The organism is Actinomycetes bacterium (genome assembly GCA_024222295.1).
Classification (GTDB): domain Bacteria; phylum Actinomycetota; class Acidimicrobiia; order Acidimicrobiales; family Microtrichaceae; genus JAAEPF01.
In genome coordinates this window covers 153,049-171,224 of the sequence record JAAEPF010000002.1, presented here as the reverse complement: position 1 = coordinate 171,224, position 18,176 = coordinate 153,049, and the positions used below count along the sequence as shown (strand labels likewise).

At 69.2% G+C, this 18,176-nt stretch carries 17 protein-coding genes; 3 read left to right on the top strand and 14 right to left on the bottom strand.

Features of this window, described 5'->3' with window-relative positions; genetic code table 11:
* Window positions 1–2 precede the first annotated feature (2 nt).
* The 4 genes from mnmA to GY812_00815 all read right to left on the bottom strand — a co-directional run bounded on the left by mnmA (window position 3) and on the right by GY812_00815 (window position 5,056).
* Window positions 3–1,043: a tRNA 2-thiouridine(34) synthase MnmA gene (gene mnmA, locus GY812_00830; protein MCP4434030.1), complete on the bottom strand. Its 1,041-nt coding sequence runs from the start codon at window positions 1,041–1,043 to the stop codon at window positions 3–5.
* Window positions 1,040–2,266, bottom strand: coding sequence for a cysteine desulfurase (locus tag GY812_00825; protein MCP4434029.1), 1,227 nt, complete (start codon window positions 2,264–2,266; stop codon window positions 1,040–1,042). The genes mnmA and GY812_00825 overlap by 4 nt, the downstream gene beginning before the upstream one ends.
* A gap of 171 nt (window positions 2,267–2,437) precedes the next feature.
* Window positions 2,438–4,180, bottom strand: a complete 1,743-nt coding sequence (locus GY812_00820; GenBank protein ID MCP4434028.1) for a carotenoid oxygenase family protein — start codon at window positions 4,178–4,180, stop codon at window positions 2,438–2,440.
* A gap of 54 nt (window positions 4,181–4,234) precedes the next feature.
* Window positions 4,235–5,056, bottom strand: a complete 822-nt coding sequence (locus GY812_00815) for an RDD family protein (GenBank protein MCP4434027.1) — start codon at window positions 5,054–5,056, stop codon at window positions 4,235–4,237.
* Between the two features lie 22 nt (window positions 5,057–5,078).
* Between GY812_00815 and GY812_00810 the strand changes: the two genes are divergently transcribed.
* Window positions 5,079–6,134, top strand: a complete 1,056-nt coding sequence (locus GY812_00810; protein MCP4434026.1) for a stage II sporulation protein M — start codon at window positions 5,079–5,081, stop codon at window positions 6,132–6,134.
* On the opposite strand, the gene GY812_00805 is transcribed toward GY812_00810, so the two are convergent.
* From GY812_00805 to GY812_00785, 5 genes are read right to left on the bottom strand one after another with little or no spacing between them, the layout of a single operon-like run.
* A complete protein-coding gene (locus tag GY812_00805; GenBank protein ID MCP4434025.1) occupies window positions 6,131–7,450 on the bottom strand; it encodes a DUF58 domain-containing protein in 1,320 nt (439 codons plus the stop codon). The two genes, GY812_00810 and GY812_00805, sit on opposite strands and share 4 nt — an antisense overlap.
* A 1-nt stretch (window position 7,451) precedes the next feature.
* The gene (locus GY812_00800; protein MCP4434024.1) at window positions 7,452–8,438 is read right to left on the bottom strand and encodes a MoxR family ATPase; all 987 of its coding nucleotides are present in this window, start codon (window positions 8,436–8,438) and stop codon (window positions 7,452–7,454) included.
* Window positions 8,419–9,561, bottom strand: coding sequence for a DUF4350 domain-containing protein (locus GY812_00795; protein ID MCP4434023.1), 1,143 nt, complete (start codon window positions 9,559–9,561; stop codon window positions 8,419–8,421). The genes GY812_00800 and GY812_00795 overlap by 20 nt, the downstream gene beginning before the upstream one ends.
* A complete protein-coding gene (locus GY812_00790) occupies window positions 9,558–10,259 on the bottom strand; it encodes a hypothetical protein (protein MCP4434022.1) in 702 nt (233 codons plus the stop codon). Before GY812_00790 ends, GY812_00795 begins: the two co-directional genes overlap by 4 nt.
* A complete protein-coding gene (locus GY812_00785) occupies window positions 10,256–11,254 on the bottom strand; it encodes a hypothetical protein (GenBank protein MCP4434021.1) in 999 nt (332 codons plus the stop codon). The genes GY812_00790 and GY812_00785 overlap by 4 nt, the downstream gene beginning before the upstream one ends.
* Before the next feature lie 115 nt (window positions 11,255–11,369).
* Between GY812_00785 and GY812_00780 the strand changes: the two genes are divergently transcribed.
* Entirely contained in the window at window positions 11,370–12,137 is a 768-nt protein-coding gene (locus GY812_00780; protein ID MCP4434020.1) for a class I SAM-dependent methyltransferase, read from the top strand.
* 84 nt (window positions 12,138–12,221) lie between these two features.
* Here GY812_00780 and GY812_00775 read toward each other — a convergent pair whose 3' ends face one another.
* Entirely contained in the window at window positions 12,222–13,154 is a 933-nt protein-coding gene (locus GY812_00775) for a thioesterase family protein (GenBank protein ID MCP4434019.1), read from the bottom strand.
* Window positions 13,155–13,242: 88 nt separating this feature from the next.
* Between GY812_00775 and GY812_00770 the strand changes: the two genes are divergently transcribed.
* A complete protein-coding gene (locus GY812_00770) occupies window positions 13,243–13,698 on the top strand; it encodes a hypothetical protein (GenBank protein ID MCP4434018.1) in 456 nt (151 codons plus the stop codon).
* Between the two features lie 13 nt (window positions 13,699–13,711).
* Here the strand turns inward: GY812_00770 and GY812_00765 are convergent, their stop codons facing one another.
* The 4 genes from GY812_00765 to GY812_00750 form a co-directional block, all read right to left on the bottom strand.
* The gene (locus tag GY812_00765) at window positions 13,712–14,593 is read right to left on the bottom strand and encodes a rhomboid family intramembrane serine protease (protein ID MCP4434017.1); all 882 of its coding nucleotides are present in this window, start codon (window positions 14,591–14,593) and stop codon (window positions 13,712–13,714) included.
* Window positions 14,594–14,679: 86 nt separating this feature from the next.
* Window positions 14,680–16,026, bottom strand: a complete 1,347-nt coding sequence (locus tag GY812_00760) for a hypothetical protein (GenBank protein MCP4434016.1) — start codon at window positions 16,024–16,026, stop codon at window positions 14,680–14,682.
* A gap of 27 nt (window positions 16,027–16,053) precedes the next feature.
* A complete protein-coding gene (locus GY812_00755) occupies window positions 16,054–16,428 on the bottom strand; it encodes a hypothetical protein (GenBank protein ID MCP4434015.1) in 375 nt (124 codons plus the stop codon).
* Window positions 16,429–16,453: 25 nt separating this feature from the next.
* Window positions 16,454–18,073, bottom strand: a complete 1,620-nt coding sequence (locus GY812_00750) for a hypothetical protein (protein MCP4434014.1) — start codon at window positions 18,071–18,073, stop codon at window positions 16,454–16,456.
* Between the last annotated feature and the right edge of the window lie 103 nt (window positions 18,074–18,176).

Sequence of the window (18,176 nt, the reverse complement as noted above, 5' to 3'; positions counted from 1 at the left end):
GTTCAGACGGCGACTCCGCCACCGACCACGACATCGCCGTCGTAGAGCACCACGCTCTGGCCGGGCGCAACGCGGCTCTGCGGCTCGACCCAGTCCAGCGTCGCAGCGCCAACTGCACCCGCTCGCACGTGCGCCGCACGGGGTTCTCCGTGCGCGGAAGTCTGTGCGGCCAGTGTCCCCGCACCGGCACCGGGCACCCAGGTCACCTGCTCCAGGTCCTGTTGCGATGTGAGCAACGCTTCGGGCGGCCCGACGGTCACCACCCGGTTGCCCACGTCGACTTCGGTGGCGAACCGGCGATCCGCGCCGCCGGCGAGGTTGAGGCCGCGGCGTTGGCCGATGGTCACCAGCTCGACTGCGTCGGTGCCGCCCACCTCTGCCCCCGAGTCGTCGACCACCCGCGCTGGGTGCAGGTCGATGCGCTGCTCGAGGAAGCTGCCGCGTCCATCGGCACGCGTGATGAAGCAAACGTCCTGGCTGTCGGGCTTCGTGGCGGTGCGAAGCCCCAGCTCCGCGGCGCGCTCTCGCACCTCGTGCTTCGTCATCGATCCGATCGGGAACAGCACCCGGTCGAGCCCGGCTTCGAGCAGGGGATGCAGTACGTAGGACTGGTCCTTGGCGCGGTCGGCGCCGCGGGCGATGCGTGGGGATCCGTCGGCTCCCTCCACGATGCGGGCGTGGTGGCCCGTGGCGACCGCGTCGAAGCCGAGTAGCTCGGCGCGCTGCAGCAGGGAGTCGAACTTGAGGTGGCGGTTGCACTCCACGCACGGATTGGGCGTGCGACCGACCGCGTGGTCGGCAACGTACGGGGCGACCACATGGCGGTCGAACTCCTCGGTGTAGTTGAACACGTGGTGGTCGAGTCCCAGCTGCGCGGCGCTGCGGCGAGCGTCCTCCACGTCGCTCACCGAGCAGCAACCGGTGTCCGAGTCGCCGCCCCAGAGCTTGAGGGTTGCCGCCACGACTTCGTGCCCCTGCTCGAGCAGCACCGCCGCGGCCACGGAACTGTCGACTCCTCCCGACAGGGCGGCCATCACCCTCATCGAAGGCCCGCGTTCTCGCCTGCGGCAGCAATGGAGCGGATGTGCGACACCGAGCGGGACATGGCCGCAACCGTGGCCTCGACATCCTCGTCCGTGGTGTCGACCCCGAGGCTCAGGCGCAGCGACGCCGCGGGCACTGCCCCCAGACCGATCGCGTCCAGTACGTGCGATGCGCCGACCGCGCCCGATGCGCACGACGAGGCCGCGGAGGCGCATACACCGTTCTTCTCGAGCACGAGCAGCAGTTCCTCTCCTCCCACCCCGTCCACCAGCAGGTGGCAGTGACCCGGAAGGAGATGTGACCGGTCAGCGGGTAGGCCCAGCCCGGCGGCGACCGCAGGTCCGACGGTCTCCATGACACCCTCGATGGTGGCGGTGAGCTCGCCGGCAAGTCGGTCGCGACGAGCCGCCGTCGAGCGCACCCGCTCACACCGGTTGGAGACGGCGGCACCGAGCGCGGCAGCGAAGCCCACGATGCCGGCGACGTTGTGGGTGCCACCGCGGCGCTCCTGCTCCTGGGCACCACCGATCAGAAGCGGGTTGATGGGAGTGGGGTCTCGCACGACCAGTGCGCCTGTGCCCTTCGGGCCACCCAGCTTGTGGGCAGAAACGCTCAGCAGGTCTGCGTCGGCCGCCAGCACGGCCACGTCCAGCCAGGGGGCCGCCTGCACCGCGTCGGTGTGCACACCTGCATGGGGCAAGACGTCACGCACCACCTCTGCGACCGCAGACACGTCGTTGATGGTGCCGAGCTCGTTGTTGGCGAGCATCACCGACACGACGCCGGGCGTCGGCCCATCGGTGCGCTCGCAGGCTGCCAGCGCGTGCGCCAGTGCGGTCAGGTCAACCCGCCCGAGGCGATCCACGGCCACCACCTCACCACCGAGCAACCGAGTCGGCTCCAGCACCGCGTGGTGCTCGACCGCCGAACAGACCGGCCGGCCCGGGCGCGGCGGCATGCCACCTGTGATCGCGTGGTTGTCGGCCTCGGTTCCGCCGGAGGTGAACACCACTTCGGAAGGTCGGCAGCCGAGCGACCAGGCGACCTGTTCGCGGGCCTCGTCGACGGCCCTCACCGCAGCGCGTGCTATCGAGTGCGACCCCGAAGGGTTGCCGTACGCCACTGACACGCGCGCCGACGCGAGGAACGGTTCCATCGCCTCACGCGCCTCGTCGCAGAGCGCCGTGGTGGCGGCGTGGTCCATGTCGACCATGTCGACCATGTCGACGCGGGGTCCCATCTCGTCGGGGCCCTCGGCGGGCCCGGCTGCGTTCACACCGCCAAGGTTAAGTACCCACTGCCACGAGAAGAAGCCGGCGGCCGGATCAGGCCTCCGTCGGGACTCGCCCAACTGGCCACCGGCACGGCGGGCACAGACCTGGGCCTCGGGCGTTCAGAGCTCGACGCGGGACGACTCGTACCCCGCCGGGGTGCCCTCCCGGGCCTGGCGACGCAGCTCCCTGCCTGCACCGACCCAGGTCTTCGGAACCCGCACGAAGCTGGCCAGGGCTCCGGCCACATCGCGCATCTTGGACACGCGGTAGTTGCTCGGCCTGGGGCCCACCCGCCGGTCCATCCAGTAGGAGTGCAACAGCAGCGGCGGGTTGAACCCGGCAGCCGACGCCCGCGCCAGTGGCCCCCGCTCGATGTCCTGCGCGTCGAAGATGTGGACTTCCTTGCCCGCACCGAGGGTGCCGTCACGCCAGTCGCCCCGGTGCACCAGCACCATCACGTAACCGTCGTTGGGCCCGCTCGGGTCGCGCCGGGGAACGAACGTGGGCGGCGACGGGAAGGTGCCCGGCTCCTCATAGGAGAACACACCGGCGACCTTGCCCGACTGGAGGTCGAAGTGGGCCAGCGCACCCGGTCGACCCTCGCCGGGAAGGTCGGCGAGGTCCACCAGATGCTCGTTGCCCGCGTTCTCGTAGAGCCGCCACCACTGTTCGGACACGAGGTCGGGATCGAAACCGGTGCCGCAGTACCAGGCCTGCGTGACCCGCTCGCGGGCCTGGGCGCTGGAGTAGTCGTAGGTGGACAGCGTGCCGCCCCAGAACCTGTCATCCCACATGGTTTCGGCACGACGGATCTCGCCGGTGGCAGCCAGGATCTCGTAGCTGCCCATGCAGCCCGGCTGCTGGGCGATCGACACGATCCCCTCGTGGTCTTGCACCACCCGTTGCCCGGAGTGTGCCGTCTCTCCCGCGGCGAGGGTGATCATCAGGTCAGCCAGGGCGATGTGCTCGAGGTGAACACGCAGGATGCCGTCGTCATCGTCGACGTCGACCATCAAGTGACCGGCGGGGATCGGGATCTGCACCTCGGTCGCCTGCACGGGTTGGCCCGGCGGGGTGCGCCGCAGGTCTTCCTTGGCGATGATCCACAACTGCGTGACGTCCTGGTTGGGGATCTCCCGCGGCCCCCTGCCGCTGAGCGCCTGTGCCTCGATCCTGAAAGGCAGGTCACAGAACACCAGGTGGTTTCGCGTGGCCTTGATGTCGTGGATCGAGTCGAACGGGCTCATGCCCTCGACGGGCCAGCGCTCGATCGGCCCCGACAGTCCCCAGCGCGCCACGTGCGTGGGGGCGCCCGGCATGGGGAAGTAGTTGACGAAGTAGACGCACCGCTCCTCCCACGACGGCGCCGGATGGGCTGCCACCGGGCACATCGGCTCGAGCAGGCCCGGCGCCATCTGCGCCCACTCGCCATTGGCCCCCACGGGGGTGATCACCTCCATCGTGACAGGATCGACCTCGATGGGGCGGCCGGCGTCGTAGCCCACGAACAGTCGGCCGTCGATGGTCTGCACATTGGTGTTTGCCATGTTGGACACACCGAAGGGCGACACCTGTGCGAACTCGCGGGTGTGGAACAACCTGGGGTACTTGCGGGCGAGCATGGCCACGGGGGTGTTCATGCGCCGCGCCCGGGCCTGGAGGCGGCCATCGGGACCTGCCTGCATCGAGAACCGGTGCAACAGGCCGAACTGGTTGAACCAGTGGCCTGCGGGTTCGCGCTTGTCAGGCCCGATCACGAACACGTCGCCGTACGCGTCGACCGGCCAGTGGCCGTCGATGACCTCGAGGTTCCAATCCCCCTCACCTGCGCCGTGGAACAGATTGCGTGTCAGCGTTGCCATGTCCCGACCCCGAGTTCCCGTCGCCCCACAAACTAAACGGCGTTCAGATCGCTGTCACGCCCTGCCGACGGGGGCCTGGCCACCGACCGGCCCGAAGTTGGTGGGCATGACCGGGGCAACACCACGGGCCACGTCGCGCAGCAGCCCGCCCTCGCGCCACTGGAATGCCGACGCCACGCACACCAGAAACGTCTCGGGCGCCATTGCCGCCGGCAGTGTGTGCCCTATGCGCGGTCTCACCGCTTCTGCGAGCTCGTGGGCCTGGGTGCTGCGGACCTGCGCCGACAGATCACCGACTCGCAGGAGGAACTCGCGGATCAGAGCGAAGTCCTCCTCGTCGAGTCGGCTCACGTCGAGGTTGGCCACATAGGCCTCGTGGCCTGCCGGCGGGTAGAACACGATCGGGCTGGTCATCGACCCGCGAGTGCGGTGACGCACCACGACCGTGGAAGCGGCCATGTCGCCGAGGCGCTGCGAGGTCGGTGACAGCATGGCCGAGATCAGGGCCAGGAAACCGAGCGACAGGTAGATGTCGATGAGGGCCAGCAGCCCACGCACGATCGACTGGCGCGGGCGCACCGGCGAGCCGTCGGCACCGGTGACCCACAGCCCGAATGCCGCCTTTCCGACGCTGCGTCCCCGCCACAGGATCTCCATGCCGATGGGCCAGATCACCAGCACGAACACCATTGTCGACAATCCGAGCAAGACGGGGCTCACACCCAAGGGCGCGATCACGCCGATACCCATGAGCAGGGCGAAGGCCACAAACGCCTGGATCACCAGGTCGAGAGCCCGGGCGAACGCTCTCGTGGCCACGCCGGCTGTCGGCAGGTCGAGCACCACTGCCTCAGGAGTGACCACACCCGCTCTCACGGGGCCTACGGTAGCGGTGGAGATGGACATCGACCGCTACATCCAGATCCACGAGCCAGAGTGGAAGCGCCTGTCGGAGCTGTCCTCCAAGGCAGGTCGCAGGATGCCCGGCGGCAGCGGCAACCGCCTCGACGACGCCGAGATCGAGGAACTGGTGGCCGCCTACCAGCGCACGTCTGCCCAGCTCAGCCACGTGCGCACCATCTACGGCGACCCGGATGTGATCCTGCGGCTCTCCCGCCTGTTGGGCGAGGCGCGGGTCGTCATCTACCAGGGCCGCGGCAACCCGGCGCGGACGGTCGCCCGGTTCTTCACTGAGGCGTTTCCCGCCGCGGTCTGGGTTTCACGCCGTTACATCGCAGTCGCCTTCGCCTGCTTCATGATCCCGGCTGTGGTAATGGGGTTCTGGCTCGTCAACGACCCGGCCGTGCTCGACGCCTCGGTGCCTCCGGAACTCCAGCAGTCGATCGCCGAGTCCGAGTTCGCCGACTACTACTCCTCTGACGCGGCGCAGAACTTCGCGGGCACGGTGACGGTCAACAACATCTACGTGTCGTTCCTGGCATTCGCATCGGGGCTCATTCCCGTGATCGGCCCTGCGTTCATCCTCGGCTACAACGGCCTCAACGTGGGCGTCATGGCCGCCGTGATGCACCACGCCGGCGAAGGCCCCCAGTTCTGGGGCCTGATCACTCCACACGGCCTGCTGGAGATCGGAGCGATCCTGATCGCGGGTGCTGCCGGCTTGCGGATCAGCTGGGCGATCGTGTCGCCCGGTGACCGCACCCGCGGCCAGGCACTCGCCGAGGAGGGCTTACGCTCGGTGGTGATCATCATGGGGCTCGTGTTGTGCTTCGCCGTGGCGGGCTTCATCGAGGGATTCGTCACGCCTTCGGGAATGCCCACCGCCCTGCGCGTCGGCGTGGGTGTGGCCGTGTTGGTGTCGTTCTGTGCCTACGTCGTGCTGCTCGGCCAGCGAGCGGAACGCAGGGGCCTCAGCGGGCTCATGAACGAACTGACCCGTGACGACATCGCCGAGGCCGAGGCACAGGCCGCCCGTGGGGTGGTGATCGGCTAGAGGCGGCCGGTCGACTTCACGTGCAGGTACGTGTCCGCGAGGTCGACCGCCAGTGCACCCGGCTCGGCATCGACCACGATCGCTCCCAACGAGCGGAGCTTCGCCGCTGTGCGCCGCCGGTTGTCGATCGCCGTCACAGCTGCGACCTTGCGGAACACCTCGTCGTCATCGGCTGCTGACCCGCGCGCCCAGTGCTGCACCGCAGGGTCGCGCACGCCGGCCACCACCACGAGGTGGGTGCGGGTGATGAGCGGCAGCGCCGGTATCAACGAGTCGGTCACCGCCTGCTCGAGTAGGTCGCTGAGAACCACGAGCATCGCCCGTCGGCGGAACCGGGCGACCACCTCACTGAAGGCGCCGGCGTAGTCGGACTCGGACAGCACCGGTTCGAGCGCATACATCGCCTCGGTCACCCTGCCGAGCTGGTCGGTATGGCGTGCCGGGGGCACGACCGCTCGCACCTCGCGGTCAAAGGCGACGAGTCCGCAGCGGTCACCCAGGCGCGTGGCCACGGCGGTGAGCATCATCGCGGCGTCGATCGCGTGCTCCGCCCTGGGCACTCCACCGACCCGGCCGGCCATGACGCGGCCGTTGTCGAGCAGCAACATCACGCGCTGGTTGCGCTCGGCGCGGTAGGTGCGCACGATCGGCTTGGAGGCCCGCGCCGTGGCGGTCCAGTCGATCCGCCGGAACTCGTCGTCGGGGCCGTACTCGCGCAGCTGCTCGAAGTCGGTGCCGCCGCCGAGTCCCTTGGCCGAGCGCATCCCCACCTCGAGTATGCGCGCCCGGCGGATGCGCAGCTCGGCCTCCTGGGCGGAGCGGAAGGGCGGGTGGACCCGCAGCACTGTGGCCAGCGGCACGTCTCGCTGGCGGGCACCCAGGCCGAGGCGTCCCTCGATGCGCAGGCTCAGGCGGTCCAGCTCGAATCGCCCACGGCGCAGCGGCTGGACCGTGGTGGAGAGGGTCGCCGAACCCCCTGCCGGCACCCGCACACGGAACCGCCGCGACCCGGCTCGAAGCGACGGTGCCAACCGGTCGGCCACATGCACGGTGAGGGCCCGCCTCGACTCGCTGCGCACCGTCCATTCCACGTCGGCCCGGCGCCCGGCCACGACCACCGGCGGATGACGGCGCTGGAGGACCACCTTGGACGGAGAGGTGCCGATGAGCCCGTCGAGCAGTGATACCGCCAGCACCAGGGCCGTGACCACGAGTGCGCCAGCCCAGGGCTGCACCGCCTCACCCCGGTACGCGAGCAACCCGGCGGCCGCCACGAGGGCGACCAGGGCTGCGCGTCTGGTGGGCAGCAGGGACATGTCAGCGGGGTGCTGGCACGGTGCTGAGAATCGAGTCGAGCAGGCCGTCGGCGGTGACTCCCTCGAGCTCGAGCTCGGGGCGGATGAGCAGACGGTGACGCAGGGCCGGCTTGGCCACTGCCTTGACCTCGTCGGGGGTGAGGAACGTGCGCCCCGACAGCCACGCCCAAGCCTTGGACGCGTGCAACAAGGCGGCGGCACCCCGAGGGGACACGCCGAGGTCCACCGACGGCGATTCGCGTGTGGCACGGCACAACGCCACCACGTAGTGCAGCACCGGCGCCTCGACTGTCAGGTTCGCCACGTGAGTACGAGCTGCGGCGAGGTGAGCGGCGTTGGCCACCGGCCGTACCCCGGCGGCCGCGATGTCGTGCGGATCCATGCCGCGGTTGTGGCGGTCGAGCACGTCGACCTCCTGTTCCATGGTCGGGTAGCCCACCAGGAGCTTGAACAGAAACCGGTCGAGCTGGGCCTCGGGAAGCGGGTACGTGCCCTCCTGCTCCACCGGGTTCTGGGTTGCGATGACCACGAACGGGTCGGGCAGTGGCCGCGAGACCCCCTCCGCGGTGACCTGTCGCTCCTCCATCGCCTCCAGTAGCGCTGCCTGGGTCTTCGGCGGTGTGCGGTTGATCTCGTCGGCGAGGAACAGGTTGGTGAACACCGGACCCTCGCGGAACTCGAAGCTCGACGCATCGCGCGACGACAGCACCAGCTGGCCGGTCACGTCGGAGGGCATCAGGTCAGGCGTGAACTGCACCCGTGAGAAGTCGAGGTCGAGTGCCTGGGCGAGGGTCTTGACCAGGAGTGTCTTCGCCACGCCGGGCACTCCCTCGAGCAACACATGACCGCGCACCAGCAACGCCGCGATGAGACCCGACAGGGTGCCCTCCTGGCCCACCACCACCTTTCCGATCTCGTCACGCAACGCGCGCATGGCCTCCAACGAGCCATCGGTGAGCGGACCTGGGTTATCGCCTGGATCTGGCATCGAGCACCTCCGAGTGCAGGTCATCCAGCGCTCTGCTGAGCACCAGGAGTTCGTCCGGTGTGCCAACACGGCCGTCGACGAGCGTGTTGCGCACCTCTTGTGGCATGCGGCCGGTTTTCGCGGCCACGGCCGACACGAGAGGGGTGGGGTCAGCGGTGGGTGGCACGCCGAGGCGCACCGACAGGTCGCGACGGGTCTGGGCGCGCAGCACCTCGGCCGCGCTCGCAGGGGTGCCGCTACGCCTCAGCAGACCGCCCACAGCCTCGACCAGTTCGGATCCTGCGACTTCGACCGGCATGTCCTCGTGCACGGGACGGCCGAGGCGACGGCCGCGGAACCACGCGTAGAGCAAGAAGGCCCCGACCACCTGCAGCAATGCCATCTTCACAGGCAGCGGCATCAGGGCTACCGGGTTCTGCGTCCCACTGGGAGATGAGCCCGGAGCCGGGCGGGCCTCGACGAAACGCACCGAGTCGCGGTCGCCGAGCAGCGCAACCGCCATCGGGCCGTTGTCCAGCGCCCGGCCGCCTTCCTCCTTGTCGGGTTGCAGCCTGGCGTTGGCCCACACGTATGGCGACGCCAGGGTCACGAGCTGTCCTGAGCCCATGGAGTCGCGGGTCACCACTGGGCCGTTGCCGCTGTCGAAACACCGCTGCTCCCCCGCCGATGCAAAGGCCGGTGTTCCGGCGATGTCGTCGACAGCTTCGAGGTCCTCAAGATCGGCCATGTCACAGAACCCTCGAGGCACGGGCAACGCAGGGGTGCGCATGAGCTCCTGTCGGTCGATGGTGAAGAACCCCGACGAGTCGCCGAACACAACCGTTGCGCCCGATTCCGCGGAGGCCAGAACGGTGTCGAGCTGGTCGTCATCGAGGTATTGGGCAACGGGGACCACGACGGCCTCGCCCGGCCCGGCGCGCAGGGCTTCTGCGTCGGGCCCCGCGCTGCTCACGTCGACCCCGGCCTCGCCGAGCAGAATGCCGATGGCCCGGTAGCCGTCGGGTTCGGATGACGACACGTCGAATGGTGGCGCTGTGCTCCCTCCGGACAGCACCAGCACCGCAACGGCGGCGACCGAGATGCCGGCGACCAGCAACCACACGAGAGGGCTGTTGCGCTTCACGGCGCCTCGACCTCGACCCGGCCCGCCGCGGCCACCATCGCCGCATCGACGGTCTGCTCCACCGGCTCCGCCAGCACGGCCTCGGACAACGAACGGATCCGGGCGTTCTCGACAGGCCCGGTGGGCACGTCGGCATACCAGGGCAACTCGAACAACATGCATGCCGACTCGAAGTCGGCCGTGGCTCCGGGCGTGGTCGTGGCCACATCCTGCAGGAGCTCGCGGGTGGTCAGCCCTGCCAGGTCCGCCACCTGCTTGCGGTCCACCAGCGTGCGCACCAGCTCGCGGTAACGAGCGCGCATCGCCAGCTTCCACTCACCACGCCCCTCGTGGTCCTGCGCCTCGCGTGCCCACTCCGAGGCGCGGCGGCGGTGCTCGGCTTCGGCTTCGGACAGCTTCCCACTGTCGTCGTCCACCCGGGGCACCCAGTGCCGCACCGCCACGACGACGACCGCCAGCACGGCAGCCAGCGCGAGGATGATGAGTAGCCACCCGATCAACGACCCCGCGCCGCCACCGAAGGATCCCGCGGGGACGTCCACGCCGGGCAGGTCGTCGAACAGGTTCTCGAGTCGTTGCGCCACCCAGTCACCCACCCGCTCCATCAGTGACTTCGGGTACTGGAACTCGGGGCGCGCCATCACGTCCTCGACGTCATCGCGCCCCGACTGGGCGATGGGTGCGGCAGGCGCGATCAAGGGGTCAACCCGAGCGCATTGCTGCGGATCGACAGGTCCAGGCCCTCGCTCCGGCAGCGGAACTCCACGTATGCCCGCGCTGCAATGCATGCGGTGAGTGGCTGGGTGACGAGCAGCACGATCGACGACGCCTGCTGGATGGCGAGCAGCGCCCCTTCGGAGGGCACGAACACGCCCAGCAGGGCGGCCGGCCCCAGGTACAGCGCCGCCTGGAGGATCACCGAGATCACGAACGCCCCGAACGACACACCTAGCGCGGTGCCATAGCTGCGCCACCCGAGTCGCCAGCTGCGACCGAAGGACGCAAACGGCCCGGCCCCCTCCGCCCCGGCCACCACCGAAGCACACATCAGGAGTGCGTCGAAGAAGAAGAACCCCACGTACACCGCACAGCCTCCTACGACCTTGAGCGGTACGCACAGCAGAGGCAGCAGCGCCGCCACCCACCAACGGCGTGCGGCTGCGGCGACCAGGGCACCCCCGCTGCGTTGCCGGGAAGCCAGCAGGTCACTGACCATGACCCCGGCCACCAGCCCGAGGAACGACAACACGACGATCCGCAACATGCTCACCAGCCAGCTGGCGGTTGTGGTGGTCGATCCGAGCAGCGAGAGGCTCTCCAGCGGGGACCCGCTGGTTGCGAGCTGTGTGTCGAGTCCCGCGTTGAGCTGCGCGAGCAGGTCGACGAGCTGCAGCGGCAACAGCAGCGCCGCGGCCAAGGCCACGAACAGTGCCAAACCGCGCCGCAACAGGTCGAACCCGCCGTCGAGCACCCCCAGCACGCCGACGGGCTCGACTCCGGCGAGCGGATTCGCTGCCGCTGATGCCAGGCCGGCACCGTCCGGGAACCGATCGCTTCCCCTTGCCACGGCCACTCCGGCTGCGCCGAGACCGGCGCCGCCACCCACCTGCTGGCCGGGGCTGTCGGGCGCCATGGCGCCTCGGGCCGGCGGCTGCGCTGCGGCCACCCCGGGGGCGGACCAGTCGGCGCTCACCAAGCCCCGATCGTCTCGCGTCGAGGATCCGAGCCGCCCGCAACGCCCTGGCTCTCCCGGCCCGTCATGTGTTCATCTTGCCCGCTGGGAGCGCCCCGGCGGCACACTTGTGCTCATGCCAGGCGATCTCCACGACCCGGGCCGCTACGGCCGCAGCTTCGCCGACATCTATGACAGCTGGTATCCGGGCGGCGATGAAGCCGACCTGGTCGCCTTCATCGAGGGCGAACTCGACTCCGGCGGCCGCGTCCTGGAGCTCGGCGCCGGCACGGGGCGCGTCGCGTTGCCCCTGGCCGAGGCCGGTTTCGAGGTCGTCGGCCTCGACTCGTCACCGGAGATGCTCGCGGAGCTGTCGAGCAAGGATCCGCTGGGCAAGATCGAGCGGGTCCTCGGCGACGCCGGCGACGCGCAAACGTGGGACGTAATCCGGGAATCAGGTCCGTTCGAATGCGTGCTCGCCGCGTGCAACCTGTTGTTGAACCTCTCGGCTCCCGGCGCACAACGCGAGTGCATCCACGGAGCGGCCTCGGCACTCGGACCCGGCGGGCTCCTTCTGACAGAACTCACGCGGGTGCAGCTGCCGACAGACACGACCGACACCAGGGGTCACAGCGGGACGGTTGCCAAAACCGGTTCGGCCAGGGAGGTCGACGTGTACACCGAAACAGACCCGGACACCGGAATCGTGCAGGGCCGCCATGTCGAGCGCGGTGGCGAGAGCGCCGACGAACGCACCTGGGTGTTGCGGGTGATGACCGACGACGACGCGCGCCGCTGGTGCGGTGAGGTCGGCATGGAGCGGATCGCCGAGTACTCCAGCTGGTCACGCGAACCGACAACCGCTGAATCCCTTACGACGGTCTCGGTCTACCGCCACCCCTGAACCCCTGCAGCGACCACAGCTTCGCGGGATCCCACCCAGGGTCGGTGTGGAGCGGGGGCGTTCGTCTGTTGTCGCAGGGCAGGATCAGGCGTCGGTTGCGCCGGGGTCGCTGTCCACGCGACGTAGCAGGGCTGTCTGCGTTGCCACGGCGACCAGCCGCCGTTCGGCGTCGAACAGCTCGGCCGTGCCGGACGCGAAGCCACCGGCGGCTGACTGTGCGCGCGAGTGCTGTAGCACCCAGTCGGTCGGCACATCCGCGATGAACTTCAGGCCGATCTGCAACGAGATCACGAAGAAGAACCCGACCTGCCCGCCCAGCCCTGCGTGGACTGCCGGGCCGAGGATGTCGCCGGGAACGGCAAGCACCGCCGGCTCCCAGTGCCCGGCGTCGGTGATCGGTGAGTTGTTGAAGCGGAACCATGACGCCGAACGAGGCTCTGCGGGAGGCAAGGCCGTACCCCAGCGGAACTCGCCCATGGCGATGCGGAAATCGGTCTGGCGGTGGTACGGAATCCGGTCGAACGGGCTGCCCGGGGCGGTCTCGCGGCCCGGGCAGTCGAGCGGGTCGGCCACGTCGGGGGCGTCAACCCCCTGGAAGCTCAGCTCGGTCTCGGTGCGCTTGCCCATCACCACGACCACCACGAGGTCGTTGCCCACACCGGGCCCGTCAACGTTGTAGGCGCCATCGGCGGCCGACCAGAGCCTCACAAGGGCCTGCGCGCCGTTGCGGCCGTTGCGCAGCACCTCCACCTGCATGCCGATCGGCCCACACGGAATGGCGGCACAGAAAGTCGCCTCAGCGCCCACCACGCTCAGATCATCGCGGCCGAGCTCTGTCTCCGCCGCCCGACTGGCGGCCGCCATCGTGGTGCCACCGAAGGCATACACGACCCGCCACGCGAGCGGGATCACGCAGCTGTAGCGCCCGGGAATGCCTTCCACGGGCACGGGCCGGGTGTCCGCCCGTATGTCGCCGGGCTCGATCGAATCGAGGTCAACTTCTTCGAATGTCGCCACTGCGAAACCATTGACCAGCCGGCTCGTCGGCGCCAACTCGAGGACCGCAGCGAGACGATCGACGGCGCCGGCTCGCTAGGTTGGACCCATGCCAGGAATCAAGGTGAAGCACACCATCGACGCTCCCCGCACAAAGGTGTGGGCGGCAATCGAGGACATCTCCACCCATGTGCAGTGGATGGCCGACGCCGAGTCGATCACCTTCACCTCGGACCGCACGAGTGGCAAGGGCACCACGTTCGACTGCATGACCCGGGTGGGCCCGTTCGCCCTCGTCGACTCGATGGAGGTGACCCGCTGGGACGAGCCCCACGCCATGGGCGTGATCCACAAGGGCCTCGTCACCGGTGTGGGCGAATTCCGGCTCCGCTCGAAGGGACGCAAGGGGCGCCGCACGAGCTTCTCGTGGAGCGAACGGCTCCGGTTCCCCTGGTGGATGGGCGGCCCCATGGGGGCGTTCCTGGCCAAGCCGGTCCTGTGGGCGATCTGGAAGCGCAACCTGCGCCGCCTTGCAGACCTGGTGGAGTCGGGAGCCCTCAGCTGAACCACCCGGTTGTTCAGCCGGCCAGCTGGGGGAACTCCTGTTGAATCACGACCACGGAGGCGGCCGCCAGGGTCACGGCAAACGCGGCCAGCAAGCCGGCACGCGCAAGCATGGGTGCGCCGCCCTTCTCGTGTCCACCAGCCAGCACGAGGGCGCCGAGCGAGCCTGCGACGAGACCACCCAGATGGCCGCCGATCGAGATTCCCGGGACGGCGAACGTGATCACGAGGTTGAGCGCCACGAGGGTTCCGATGCCGGACTGCCAGGGGCTCTGACCGGCGCGCAACTGGAGCACCACCATCGCACCCATCAGGCCGAACACAGCTCCGGAAGCACCGACCGTTGCTGCGGTTGGGTCGATCATCATCACCCCGAGGGAACCGCCGAGCAGCGAGACCGCATAGAGGCCGAGGAACTGCATCCGCCCCACCACCGGCTCCAGTGACCGCCCCAGCAGCCACAGCAGGAACATGTTCATGGCGAGGTGCAGGAAGCTGCCGTGCAGGAACGCACCCGACACGAGCCGGTACCACTCCCCCTCCGCGACCCGCGGACCCCATGTGGCGCCCTGTTCGAACACCGGCCCCGCCGGTGAGTTCGCGCTCCCGCCCGTGACCGTCATCAACAGCCACACCGCGGCGTTGATGCCTATCAGCACCTTGGTCACGATCGGATCGGAAGCCCGTCCGAACGCGGCAGGCCCACTGATGACCTTGGTCGTGTGCGCCCCCGCACAGTCGGGGCAGTGGAACCCCACCGATGCCTGCCTCATGCACGAGGGGCATATGGGCCGCTCACAACGCTGGCAGCGCACACCGGCCACGCGGTCGTTGTGGCGGTAGCAGTGGAGCTCCTGGGGTTGGGCCGACGGGTCCGCCGGCATCGCTGGGGGCACAGACGAAAGGTACCGGCCGCGAGGGGTTCCGGCCTCGCCACCACTCCGCACAGCTGAGAACCGACTCTGCTCCAGCTGGTGCCCCGCTATGCGTCGCCGTCGTCGAGGAGCTTCTCCACCGCGCGCACCGGCTGGTCAACCAGTTCGGGGCGGTGTGCCACCTCGTAGGCGACTTCGTACACGGCGCGGTCGAGCTCGAACACACTCAGCAGCGCGTCACGGCTGGCGCGTGTGCCCGGCAACAGCCTGTGCACCTCGTCGACCGAGGCATAGCCCGACAGGAACGCGTTGAGGTTGCGCTCGGCCCAGGAGTCCGCGAGCAGGCGCAGTTCGTCGTCGGGTGCCTCCACCTCGCGCAGGGCGGCTGCCGCCACGTGGTGAAACGACCGCGTCATGCAGGCCACATCGCGCAGTGGCGAGGACGGGCGGCGGCGCTCGACCAAGGTCCTGCCGGCCTCGCCCTCGAAGTCGAGCAGGATCCAGGAGCGCTGGATCCGCAGCGCCTTGCCGAGCCGCAGGTCGCCGTGCACCCGGATCGATGCGCCGAGGTCTTCGGCGGTGGCAAGGCGTCGGTAGGTGGCTTCGATGCTCGCCGTGTCGAGCCGGCCTTCGGTCGCGTGATGGAGGTGGGCAGCCATGTCGCCGGCCAACTCCGAGCCGTCGGCCTCCTCGGCGCCGAATGCCTCCGAGAGCGCCACATGCATCCGGGCGACCTCTGCGCCGAGGGCATCGGCGTCGTCGACGAAGTCGAGTTTGCAGTCCCGCGGCTGCCTGCGGAGGTTGAATACTTCGCGCAGGGAGTCGAGGGCGAGTTCCCGCCCACTGCCCCGGGAGCGCTCCATTCGGCGCACCACGGCCAGGTCGGTGCCGCTGCGGCGCCAGACGGTCGAGGGCACCGACACACCGCCGTAGCCGACCCGGCCCAGCGATTCGGTCACCTCGAGGTCCGGGTTGGGACCTTCGTAGACGTGGCGGAACACCTTGAGCAGGTGGGCTTCGTCGAGCACCAACGACGTGTTGGTGTGGTCACCAGGCAGCGCCCGGACAGCTTCGTATCCACCTTCGGGGTCGATCAGGTTGGCGAACTCGAGTGCCAGCTCCTCGTCGGCCAGAGCGTCGAACAGCCACGCGTCTCCACGCGGCGTGGGCATCGCTCCGATCCGCGAGGCCGGCGGCAATTCGACCGGCTCGCCTGAGTCCGCACCGAGCAACAACTGGTACCAACGAGGCTCACCGGCGCCGCGATCACCGCGAACTTCGGCCAGGACCCAGAGCAGGCTCGGCCACCCGTCGCGCAGCGTGTCGACGCGCCTCACCCTCACCTCGGGGTCGGCCACCGCCGCGTACCACCGCTGCGCGGCGAGGAACGGGGCCAGCAGCACGCTCAGTTCGTTGGCGAAAGTGACGCTGTCGACGGCTCCTCCTGTCAGCAACCGGGGCTTGGCGGATCGATGCTCGGCTCAGACGGGTCGCAGCCCGCTGGCTGCCTTCCATCCCGCCGCGGCGGCCGGAACGGCCAATGACAACGTTGCAGCCGTGCCGACCGCACCGAGTTCGCGGTGCCACACAACTGCTGCAGCCGCATCAGCGGTGTCGCACACAGCCCCTGCGGTCACCCAGCGGGCATCCGGTTCGGGATCGGACAGCTCGACCAGGGCGCCCGCACCCAGCGCTATGTCACGGATCCCGAAACTGCGGGCCAGCCACACGAGCATGCCGGGGGCTGCCTCGCCCTCACCGGTGCGGGCGAGGATCCGGTGGGGCGCAAACAGCATCAGCAGGCCAAACAGAACGCGGCCGAATGCGACGGAGCGAGCAAGCGTACGGTCATCCATCGCTACATCATGCCTGCTGGTGCAGCTATCGGCGGCGTATGGCCATCATGAACTCGCCGGTGGCCATGGGCAGGTCACTCGTGCTCATCCAGATACCCGACAGACGCAGGATCCTCACGCCGAACAGGTTGGCGCGGCCCAGGATCGTGAAGGTCCGGTCGATTCCCGCTTCGGGGTCGTCGATGCTCACAGTGCCCGTGACGAAGCCGTTGTCACCGGCGGTTGCCTTGAAGGTCAGCTCGGTGAGGCCGTCCAGGAGTACCGCTTCGAGGAAGCCACCGCTGTCGGTGCGGGTGAGCGCACCCTGTGTCTCGGCGCTGATCAGGAACGAGTGGCTCACATCCAGTGGCCCGCGCATAACGAAGTCGAGGAACACGTCCTGGATCAGCGGACGGTCGATGGGCGACACGGTCACCGCGTCGGGGCCATCGAGCACCCGTCCGGTGTCGGGCTCGATGAACTTCGACGGGCCGGAGCACGACAACTGGTCGGCCACGGTCAGGCAGTTCGGATACGTGACGAAGCGTCCATCGGTGGTCCAGCCGAGCTCGGCGACGCCGAAGCTGGAGGCGTCGGCCGCATCGAGCGGTGTGATGTCGAAAGGTTGCCCGCCGGAAGTGGACACGAGCATCAGGCGACTGCAGTCGGGCCCGCCGCCGTAGACGACACGGGTGGCGTCGGGCGAGACCTTCGGTCCGCAGATCCTCTCGTCGACCACGAGGGTCTCGCGACTCAGGTCGTCGAGGGCGATGCGGGCGAGTTCACGCAGGCCCTTGGACGGGCCGACCGCGATCATGAACGACCCGTCGGGAGCGAAGTCGGGGTCGTCCACCGACAGTGTGGTGGGCGACAGTGAGTCGTTGCCCTCGGCCGCGACGGACAGGGTGTAGCGGTCAGACGTGCCCGGAATCCCCGACTCGACGGCCATGACGGGGTCCGCAGGCGACCAGGTGACGCTGATGATCGACCGTAGGGACGGGTCACCGATGGTGGAGACCAGCGCGCCGCTTCGGTTCAGGACCTTCAGGACATTGCCAAGTGGTCCGTCGGGCAGCGGGGCGAGGAAGCTCCCCTCTTCACGCGTGCGGCCGCGGGTGGAGGCGTCGGCCACCTGGTCCTCGGTCCCGACCGCGACATAGGAGACGCGGTCGCCGGTGCCGTTCCAGGAGATCGCCGGCGACACACCGACAGCGTCGAGCGCCACGTCCGTGGCCAGCACCTGCGGGTCTCCACCCTCGGTCGTGACCAGCACGAGGGCGCCGTCGGAACGTGCGTATGCCAGCGCATCGGCGGTGGGTGCTATCGCCACCGCGCCCTGACCCGTCGGGCCCAATGCAGCGGAATCGGCCACGACCGCAGGTGTCGCCTCGCCGATTCCGACCCACACCTGGCCATCGGCGTCGACGTAGGCCACCTGACCCTCGGGTTGGTTGGACTCGCCCTCTTCGCGAGTGCCGCCTTCGATCCCGCCGCCGCGGCCGGGCTCGCCTTCGGAGCCATCGTCGGTCCCGTCGTCTTCCTGGGCGGTGGCTGCCCCGCCGGGAAGCACGGCCGCGATCAACGCAGCCGCCAGCAACGCCAACAGGACGCGTCGAGACGATCGATTCGCACGCCGATCGGCCCCGCCCCGCGTTTCGTTCCGCATCGTGTCCGAGGTTACCGAGCGCCGGGACACACCGAGAAGCGCGCAGCGGCTCACGGCAGTCCCAGCTGAGCCATCTCTTCGGTCAGTGCTCACTGCGGCCCGG